This is a genomic window from Faecalibacillus sp., from assembly GCF_047023275.1.
Taxonomy (GTDB): Bacteria; Bacillota_I; Bacilli_A; order Erysipelotrichales; family Coprobacillaceae; genus Faecalibacillus.
Genome location: NZ_JBKYAR010000026.1, coordinates 12,250 through 22,009, shown reverse-complemented (window position 1 = coordinate 22,009; position 9,760 = coordinate 12,250). Strand labels below are relative to the sequence as shown.

Annotated in this window: 7 protein-coding genes and 1 tRNA gene; 6 read left to right on the top strand and 2 right to left on the bottom strand. The window is 30.0% G+C overall.

Features of this window, described 5'->3' with window-relative positions:
• On the top strand, positions 1-590 hold a 590-nt coding region (locus ACLVEP_RS09540), incomplete at its 5' end, for a hypothetical protein (protein ID WP_412584447.1).
• A gap of 33 nt (positions 591-623) precedes the next feature.
• On the opposite strand, the gene pckA is transcribed toward ACLVEP_RS09540, so the two are convergent.
• A complete protein-coding gene (gene pckA / locus ACLVEP_RS09535) occupies positions 624-2,201 on the bottom strand; it encodes a phosphoenolpyruvate carboxykinase (ATP) (protein WP_412584446.1) in 1,578 nt (525 codons plus the stop codon).
• A 481-nt stretch (positions 2,202-2,682) separates the two neighbouring features.
• On the opposite strand from pckA, the gene ACLVEP_RS09530 reads away from it, so the two are divergent.
• From ACLVEP_RS09530 to ACLVEP_RS09520, 3 genes are all read left to right on the top strand, one after another.
• Positions 2,683-3,849 carry a PucR family transcriptional regulator gene (locus tag ACLVEP_RS09530; RefSeq protein WP_412584445.1) on the top strand — a complete coding sequence of 389 codons (1,167 nt, stop codon included), beginning with the start codon at positions 2,683-2,685 and terminating at the stop codon, positions 3,847-3,849.
• Positions 3,850-3,976: 127 nt separating this feature from the next.
• Positions 3,977-5,914, top strand: coding sequence for a 1,4-alpha-glucan branching protein GlgB (glgB, locus tag ACLVEP_RS09525; RefSeq protein WP_412584444.1), 1,938 nt, complete (start codon positions 3,977-3,979; stop codon positions 5,912-5,914).
• Positions 5,915-6,088: 174 nt separating this feature from the next.
• Positions 6,089-8,485, top strand: a complete 2,397-nt coding sequence (locus ACLVEP_RS09520) for a glycogen/starch/alpha-glucan phosphorylase (protein ID WP_412584442.1) — start codon at positions 6,089-6,091, stop codon at positions 8,483-8,485.
• A gap of 17 nt (positions 8,486-8,502) precedes the next feature.
• Here the strand turns inward: ACLVEP_RS09520 and ACLVEP_RS09515 are convergent, their stop codons facing one another.
• On the bottom strand, positions 8,503-8,811 hold the full coding sequence (locus ACLVEP_RS09515; RefSeq protein WP_412584441.1) for a hypothetical protein: 309 nt from the start codon (positions 8,809-8,811) through the stop codon (positions 8,503-8,505).
• Positions 8,812-8,891: 80 nt separating this feature from the next.
• Between ACLVEP_RS09515 and ACLVEP_RS09510 the strand changes: the two genes are divergently transcribed.
• Together ACLVEP_RS09510 and ACLVEP_RS09505 are read left to right on the top strand one after the other, a co-directional pair.
• Positions 8,892-9,599 (top strand): gamma-glutamyl-gamma-aminobutyrate hydrolase family protein, encoded by a 708-nt coding sequence (locus ACLVEP_RS09510; protein ID WP_412584439.1) that lies wholly within the window; start codon positions 8,892-8,894, stop codon positions 9,597-9,599.
• A gap of 84 nt (positions 9,600-9,683) precedes the next feature.
• Positions 9,684-9,758, top strand: a tRNA-Cys gene (locus ACLVEP_RS09505).
• The last annotated feature ends 2 nt before the right edge of the window (positions 9,759-9,760 follow it).

The following is a 9,760-nucleotide window of genomic DNA, read 5'->3' as shown; positions in this document are numbered from 1 at the left end:
TCTTATACAGTGAAAATGTCCATGAAGTCTATACCATTCTTTTTGTCAATGATATCGATAGAGACAATCTTCTCTTGATTGATACCTACATGCCACGTAATCAACTAAACCATGTCAGAAAGTATAATCTGCTGACTCATCATAATGTCTATCTTCCATTTATTGATGCTGTTGTAAGAGAAAAAGGGCTTAAGAATTTAAATGCGTTAGAACTAGCTATTTATACTTTATATCATGGGATAACAGATGATATAATATCATTAAACAGTGAGGTGGTTATCATGATGAAAGAAAAGATGGATCAGTTCAATGAAGATGAAGAACTTGTATTAGCAGCCAGTAAAAGACAGCTTGTCAAGATACAACATCATCAAGAGAAAGTAAGAATACGTCAAGAAGGTAAAGAAGAAGGCTTAAAAGAAGGAGAACTTTTGAAAGCTAAAGAAAATACTTTAATGCTTTTTAAAAGTAAATATCCTCAAGAAAGTGTTCAAATATTAGAAAATTTAACATTATCACAATATAATGACATATTTAAAGCTTTAATAGAAAACAAAGAATTACAAACAATTAAAGATATGATTCAATAAAAAAACGGATATCTTATAAGATATCCGATATTTTTATTTATAAACACCAGGTCCTGCTTTAACAACAGTACTAGGTAAATCATATTTTTTAAAGTTTTCTTGGAACATTTTTGTAAGCTTTTTAGCTGTTTTATCATATTCACGTTTATTTGACCAAGTATTTTTAGGATTCAACATTTCTGCTGGAACACCTGGACAACTTCTTGGGATTTTTAGATTAAAGAATGGTTCTTTGACATATTCGACAAAATCTAAATCACCATTTAAAGCAGCATTGATCATTGCACGTGTATATTTTAATGGAATACGATGTCCTTTACCATAAGAACCACCAGTCCATCCAGTGTTGATCAAGAAAACATTAGCTCCAGATTTTTCTACACGACGTCCAAATTGTTGAGCATATAAAGCTGTATCTAATGGGAAGAATGGTTCTCCAAAACATGTTGAAAATGTTGCTTCTGGTTCAGTAACACCATTTTCAGTTCCAGCAAGTTTGCTTGTATAACCTGAAACAAAGTGATAGATAGCAGCATTACGGTCAAGTTTAGAAATAGGTGGTAAAACCCCAAAAGCATCAGCTGCTAAAAAGAAAATTGTACGTGGGATAGGTCCAACTCCTGATGAAACAGTATTTGGAATATAATCAATTGGATAACCAACACGTGTATTTTCTGTAATAGAACCATCATCAAAATTAATAATACGTGTATCTTCAAATAATTTAACATTTTCTGTTACAGCACCAAAACGGATAGCATTCCAAATTTCAGGCTCATGTTCTTTTGAAAGGTTGATACATTTAGCGTAGCATCCACCTTCAAAGTTGAAAATTGTATTTCTAGACCAACCATGTTCATCATCACCAATCAATCTTCTGTTTGGATCAGCTGAAAGTGTTGTTTTTCCAGTTCCTGATAATCCAAAGAATAAAGCAGTATCACCATCAATTCCCATATTGGCTGAACAATGCATTGTAAAAATCTTCTTTTGTGGAAGTAAATAGTTCATAACACAGAAAACTGATTTTTTGATTTCTCCTGAATAACCTGTTCCTGCAATTAAAATAATTTGTTTTTCAAAATTGATCATAATAGCAGCTTCACTATTTAATCCTAATTTTTTATAATCTACTTTACATCCAGGAGCAACTAAAATTAAAAAGTCTTCTTTAAAATCTTTTAATTGTTCCTTTTTAGGTCTAATAAGTAAGTTTCTAATAAATAAGTTTTGACTTGCTTTTTCATTGATAACTCTAAAACCATATTGATATTTACGGTTAGCTCCTGCAAAACCATCAAAAATATATAAATCTTTATCATTTAAATATTGAATCATTTGATCATAAACTTGATCAAAAACTTCTGCTGAAACAGGACGATTAACATTACCCCAAGCAATCAAATCATGAACAGCAGGTGTATCAACAATATATTTATCATTTGGAGAACGACCTGTTCTTTCTCCAGTTTCTATACATAAAGCACCAGCACGTGAAAGTCTTCCTTCTTTATGAAGTAAAGCTTTTTCTACAAGCGCACCAGGCGGATTGTTTCTAAAAATGTTTCCCGTATGATTAAAACCATATTTTTCGATATTCAATGTATCCATATTATTCCTCCTTTGGATTCCCTACATATAATGATACAAAAAAAATGTTATAAAATCCATAGAAAGCGCTTACTTTTTTTAATAAATGACGCTAATGTCAAAATAGGTTTGTTGAAAATGGTGATTTTATCAGGGTTTTCAAGTATTTATAAATAAAAAAACACATTAGAAAGTTAACTAATGTGTTTTTAGGAAATATGATAATAAACAAATAAAAAAGATCATTTAGGGGGATGATCTTCTTTATATATATAGGGAATCGAGTAATAAAAAATTAATATATTGGGAAACTATTACTGAAAATCGTAAAATATATGAGAGATATAAATATTATGGGATATCTCTTTTATTTTCATTTCATTTTTTATTACACGTTTATTATAGCGTAATATGACAAATTGAGTAGAGACATGTATCCTAAAAAGAATTGTAAGTATTTGTGCAATGTGCACAAATGGTGTAAAATGAAGAGGGTGATGATATGGGATTTACAATAGAAGACGCTTTAAGAGAATTTAAAAAGAATTATAAAATGACTTTACTTGCAGGAAGTGATGGGTGTTCTAATGCTATGACATGGGTACAAATGGTAGAAGATAAAACCATTTTACAACAGCTTTGGGGTAAAGAACTTGTTGTAACTACTGGTCTAGGATTTCAAAGTCAAGAAAAGCTCAAAGAATTTATTGAACAGTTGATTAAATATCATAGTGTGGGACTTGTTATTAATACTGGAAAGTATATTTTTGATATTGATCAAGATATTATTGATTATTGTAATGAGCTAAGTTTTCCTTTATTAGTTGTTCCTTGGGAAGTGCATATTGCAGATATGATCAAAGATTTTTCATATCATTGTTTACGTGCTGAAAGAGATGATAAATATATTAATCAAACGGTGATGGATGCTTTGATTAATCCGGCTATTATAGAAGAATCTAGAAATAAATTAGCAGGGGATTTTGATGTGGAAAATGATTTTCAAGTCATGGCCATCTCTGTAGAAACTGATGAAGAATTAGGAATGATGGAAAGAAGAAGTATTAAGTTCCAATTGGAACTTTGTTTTGAAAAGGTTGAAGGGAATTATAGTTTTTTCTGGTTTGATGGTTATTATATTATGATTTTTAATAACTTAGAAGATAGTGCACTTGTAGAAGTTATTAATGAAATGTATAAGCGTGCTAAAAAACGTTTGCATTATACTTTACATTTAGGAATTGGTTCTAAAATGGTTGATTTTAGAAGTGTGATTTTGAGTTATAAAAGAGCAATTGCTGCTTGTAAAATGGCTAAACAATTTGATTATCCTCAAATTTATTTTGATGATATGGGAGTTTATCAATTGTTGTTTATTATTGAAGATCAAGGAATTTTAAGACAAATGTATCGTAGTATGTTAGGTGTTTTAATTGATTATGATCGAAAACATAATACTCAATTAGAAGAAACTCTTTATCAATACTTAAAATTCGATAGTAATCAAAAAGCAATGGCAGAAAGCTTATATATGCATCGTAATACAATCAATTATCGACTTAATAAGATAAAAGAACTGACAGAATGTCAATTGGATTCATTTGAAGAAAAAATGCCTTATATGTTAGCTTTTTATATTAAAGAAATTGTAGAAAAAAAGAAGAAATAGTAGAATGCTGTTAGCTTCTTTTTTTATTTGATAAAAAGTTTAGCAAATAAAAATGAAAGCGCTAACTTTTTAGTGAATGTTGGTCATTTATATGTTATAATAGATGACATAAAGGGGAGATAAATATATGTTTGATAATTTTTTAATTCACACTTTCCATGATGGAAATTGTTTACAAGCTTATAAAATTTTTGGTGCACATTTTGAAATGCAAGATGGTAAAAAAGGTGTACGTTTTACAACTTATGCACCTAATGCGAGAAGTGCACAAGTTGTAGGAGAGTTTAACCAATGGGGTGAAACACCATGTTATATGGAAAGATATAATGATGGTGGTATTTATACAGTATTTGTTGAAGGTGTCAAAGAATTTGACATGTACAAATTTAGATTTGAAACTCCTCAAGGAGATATTATTGATAAAGCAGATCCATATGCTTATTTTAGTGAATTAAGACCGGGTACTGCTTCAAAAGTTTATAATATGGAAGGTTATCGTTGGCATGATAGTCAATGGGTAAAAAATAGAACTAAAAATTACGATAGACCACTTAATATATATGAAGCTTCTCTTGGTTCATGGAAAATGAAACGAGAAAGTGAAGGTGAAGGGGATGATGGTGAATATTATTCATATGAAGAACTTATTGATGAAATTATTCCTTATGTGAAAAAAATGGGGTATACACATTTAGAAGTTATGCCACTTACTGAATTCCCATTTGATGGTTCTTGGGGCTATCAAGCAACAGGTTTTTATAGTGCAACATCGAGATATGGTCAACCTAAACAATTAATGAAATTTATTGATGCCTGCCACCAAGAAGGCATTGGGGTTATTATGGATTTTGTGCCAGCACATTTCGTTAAAGATTCACATGGATTACATATGTATGATGGTGGATTTGTTTATGATTATAATGATTATAATCGTCGTTATAGTCCATGGGATAGTGTTTATTTTGATTTAGGTAAAAATGAAGTAAGAAGTTTCTTGTTATCATCTGTAGAATTCTTTGCAACATATTATCATATTGATGGTTTTAGGTTTGATGCTGTAAGTAATCTTATTTATTATGAAGGTAATAAAAACTTAGGTGAAAATATTGGTGCTATGGAATGGATGAAACGTTTAAATGGACATATGTCTGGGTATCATCCAACTGTTATGATGATTGCGGAAGATTCAACAGATTATCCAGGTGTTACAAAACCAGTAGGTGAACATGGTTTAGGATTTGATTATAAATGGGATTTAGGTTGGATGAATGATACATTGAAATATTTCCAAGAAGATCCAGTTTATCGTCAATATGACAGTCATTTTATTACATTTTCAATGGCTTATTTCTATTCTGAAAGATTTTTACTTGAATTTTCACATGATGAAGTTGTCCATGGTAAAGCAACAATTATTAATAAAATGTGGGGATTACATGGAGATAAATTAGCTCAAGTAAAAGCTTTATATGTTTATATGATGTTACATCCTGGTAAGAAATTGAATTTCATGGGGAATGAACTTGCTGAATATAAAGAATGGGATGAATCTAAATCTTTAGGATGGGATATTTTAAAATATCCTGATCATGATGCGTTCCATCATTTCACTCAAAAACTCAATGAAATTTATTTGAAATATCCGGCTTTATATGAAATGGATTATGATTTAAAAGGATTTGAATGGCTTGTTGTTGATGATCATGATCAATGTGTTTTCGCTATTGAAAGAAAAGATAAAGCAGGAAATGCGATTATTGCCGTGATGAATTTTGTTGGTAATACGCATGAAAAATACAAAGTACCAGTTAATATTGAAGGAAGTTATAAAGAAGTTTTAAATACTGATCAAGATGTTTATTCTGGTCATAATATTGTTAATCCTCGAGCAATTCGCTCTAAGAAAACAAAACCAAATGAAAAGACAAGATTGTTAAATAAAGATCATTATATTGAAGTAAAATTAGCACCATTTAGTGCTTGCATCTTTGAAGTGAAACCTAAAAAAGAAACAACAAAGGAAACACCAAAGAAAGCAAAAAGAGTAACTAAGAAAACAAAATAAGTTGTTCATAAAATAGAGCATCCGTAGTTTAGATACTCTATTTTATTTGGAAAAAATAAAATGGTAAATTTAAAAAAATAAGATTTTATCAACTTAAAAATATTTTTATAAGTGACAATTGTATAAAAATACAGTATGATGGTCACGTAAAAGTAATATTGAGGAGATGGGAAAATGTTTAAAAATAAAGAAGAATTTAAATTTGAATTTTCGAGAAGAATTATTGAGTCTTATGGGCGTACTGTTGAAGAAGCTCATATTACTGAAAAATTCATGGTTCTTGAAACAATGGTAAGAGATTATGCATCAGTAAACTGGGCAGCTAGTAAAGCTGTTGTTCAAAACAATGAACAAAAACAAATGCATTATTTCTCAATGGAATTTTTAATGGGAAGATTATTAGTTAATAATATGATGAACCTAGGAATCTATGAAATCGCTAAAGAAGGTTTAGAAGATTATGGGATTAATATTCATGACTTAGAAGAATTAGAAAGTGATGCTGGATTAGGTAATGGGGGACTTGGTCGTTTAGCTGCATGCTTTATGGATTCACTTGCATCATTAGATTATCCAGGACATGGAAATACAATTCGTTATGAATATGGTTTATTCAAACAAAAAATTGAAAATGGTTATCAAGTAGAATTACCTGATCAATGGATGAAAACAGGATTTATGTGGGAAGTTCGTAAACCAAAACATAGAGTACCAGTTAAATTCTTTGGTAAAGTCATTTGGGATGAAAATGAAGGTAAATGGAAACATGTAGATGCTGAAACAATTTATGCAGTACCTTATGATGTACCAGTTATTGGAAATGATACAGTAAATACAAATACTTTACGTTTATGGTCAGCTGAACCAAGTGAAGATTTCCCAAGTAATCATGATTTCCAAAGATATATCGAAGATGTAAGAAGTATCTGTCAAAACTTATATCCAGATGATTCTACACCAGCAGGAAAAATGTTACGTTTAAAACAAGAATATTTCTTCTGTTCTGCAGGTATCCAAGCAATCATCAAAGCGCATTTAAGAAATTATCCATCATTAGATAACCTCCATGAAAAACATGTTATTCAATTAAATGATACACATCCAGTATTATGTATTCCTGAATTTATGCGTTTATTAATTGATGATCATGGTTATGAATGGCAAGATGCATGGGATATTTGTACACAAACATTTGCTTATACAAACCATACAATCTTAGCTGAAGCTTTAGAAACTTGGCCAATTAGTACAATGCAAACATTATTACCACGTGTATATCAAATCATTGAAGAAATTCATCGTCGTTTTGTAGGTTTTGCTAAAGAAGTAAGTAATCATGATCAAAACTTAGTAGATCGTACAATGATTTTAAGAGATGGTACTGTTTATATGGCAAGACTTGCAATTGCAGGAAGCTTTAGTGTCAATGGGGTAGCAAGACTTCATACAGATATCTTAAAAGAAAGAGAATTACATGATTTTAATGTACTTTATCCAAATAAATTTAATAATAAGACAAATGGGGTTACTCATCGTCGTTGGTTAGCTTATTGTAATCCACAATTAAGTGAATTAATTAATGAAACAATTGGTAAAGGATGGATCAAAAAACCAGCTCAATTAGAAAACTTAATGGAACATGTTGATGATCCAATTTTACAAAATCGTTTCTTAGCAGTTAAAAAAGAAAGAAAACAAATCTTAGCTGATTATATTAAAGAACATAATGGTATTGAAGTAGATGTAGATAGTATCTTTGATGTTCAAGTTAAGAGATTACATGCATATAAAAGACAATTATTAAATATTTTACATGTTATTTATTTATATCAAGAAATGAAAGCTAATCCAGATTTCCGTATTTATCCACATACTTTCATTTTTGGAGCTAAAGCTGCAAGTGCTTATTACTTTGCGAAAAAAGTTATTAAGTTAATTAATGCAGTTGGAGATGTTGTTAATAATGATCCTGAAACAAATAAATACTTAAAAGTTGTTTTCTTGGAAAACTATGGTGTTACTTTAGCAGAAAAAATCATGCCTGCTGCAGATGTTTCTGAACAAATCTCTACTGCTGGTAAAGAAGCAAGTGGTACTGGTAATATGAAATTCATGATGAATGGAGCTATTACTTTAGGTACTTTAGATGGAGCAAACGTAGAAATTTCTGAATTAGTTGGTTTAGATAACTGTGAAATCTTTGGTTTAAAAGATGAAGAAGTTAAAAACTTAAAATCTAATCATCAATATCGTGCATGGGATTATTATAATAATGATCTTAAGATTCGTCGTGCTATTGATTCATTAACTAATGGTACTTTCTCAAGTAATCCAGAAGAATTTAAAATTATTCATGATGAATTAATGAATAAAAATGATGAATACTTCTTATTAGCTGATTTTGAATCATATGCTAATGCACAAAGACATGTTGTAGAATTATACCAAGATCGTGCTAAATGGGCTAGAATTTGTTTAGTTAATATTGCTAAGAGTGGATTCTTCTCATCAGATCGTACAATTGAACAATATGTAGAAGATATTTGGCATTTAGAAAAATGTAAATTTTAATTAAAAAGCTCAAGGTCTTAGGACTTTGAGCTTTTCTTTAAGATATATTTACTTTTAATAAAACGATAAGGTTCCATAAAATCACGCATTTCCTTAGCGTTTACTTCTCCATGATTAACAAATCTTTGAAAAAAATCTTTATTCTTTTCTGTAACAGCTTTAATTTCATCAATAGCTTCATCTAAATGACGTTCCTTAAAGAAATTAATATAATACTCTTCTGTTTTATTTGCCATATCTTCATTATTTAATAAAACCCAATTTTCTTGATGAACAACATCAATCAAATTAATCAGTGTTCTAGCAGCTTGTTCTTGATCAATCATTTTTTTCACCTCGTTTTTTATTATAGCATAAAACATAAGTTATGTTATAATGTTAAAAAAGACGAAAAAGAGGTACTTTTATGAATAAACCAGTAATTGCGATTGTTCCTTTATATGATCAAGAAAGAGATAGTTTATGGATGCTTCCAGGATATATGGATGGTATTAGTGAAGCAGGCGGGATTCCTGTTATGTTATCTTTAGCACATGATGAAGCATCTTTAAAAGAAACAGCACATTATTTTGATGGTTATCTTTTTGCAGGAGGGGAAGATTTAAATCCAGCAATTTATCATCAAGAAAAAGCAGAATATTGTGGAAAGCTAAATCAAAAAAGAGATGAAATGGAACCTAAACTATTAGAATATGTTTTAGAAGCTGATAAGCCTGTTTTAGGTATTTGTAGAGGTATTCAGTTATTGAATGCTTGTTTAGGAGGAACGCTTTATCAAGATTTAGATCAACAATTCCATCCTACATGCATTCATCGACAACCTGCTCCTTATGATAATCCTAGTCATCAAGTGAAAATTATTGAAGATACACCATTAAAAGGCATCTTAAATCAAGAAACATTAATGGTCAATAGTTGTCATCATCAAGCAATTGATGAACTTTCACCTTTATTAAAAGCCATGGCTTATTCTGAAGATGGTTTAGTAGAAGCAGTGTATATGCCAAATAAAAAATATGTGATTGGTTATCAATGGCACCCAGAAATGATTTATAAAAAAGAGAGAGATCATTTAAAACTATTTAAAGATTTTGTAGATAATTGTAAAAAATAATAATAAAAGTTTAGTAATTGTATTGACTTTCGTCTATTATCTTAGTATAATAAACGAGCTTTAAGTTTAAAAAAAGCAAGGGATGGTTCCTTGGCCAAGTTGGTAAGGCAACAGACTGCAACTCTGTCATCATCGGTTCGAGTCCGGTAGGAACCTCCATT

Coding starts and splice junctions, on each gene's coding strand:
- pckA (WP_412584446.1), bottom strand. CDS start 2,201: ATGGATACATTGAATATCGAAAAATATGGTTTTAATCATACGGGAAAC.
- ACLVEP_RS09530 (WP_412584445.1), top strand. CDS start 2,683: ATGGGATTTACAATAGAAGACGCTTTAAGAGAATTTAAAAAGAATTAT.
- glgB (WP_412584444.1), top strand. CDS start 3,977: ATGTTTGATAATTTTTTAATTCACACTTTCCATGATGGAAATTGTTTA.
- ACLVEP_RS09520 (WP_412584442.1), top strand. CDS start 6,089: ATGTTTAAAAATAAAGAAGAATTTAAATTTGAATTTTCGAGAAGAATT.
- ACLVEP_RS09515 (WP_412584441.1), bottom strand. CDS start 8,811: ATGATTGATCAAGAACAAGCTGCTAGAACACTGATTAATTTGATTGAT.
- ACLVEP_RS09510 (WP_412584439.1), top strand. CDS start 8,892: ATGAATAAACCAGTAATTGCGATTGTTCCTTTATATGATCAAGAAAGA.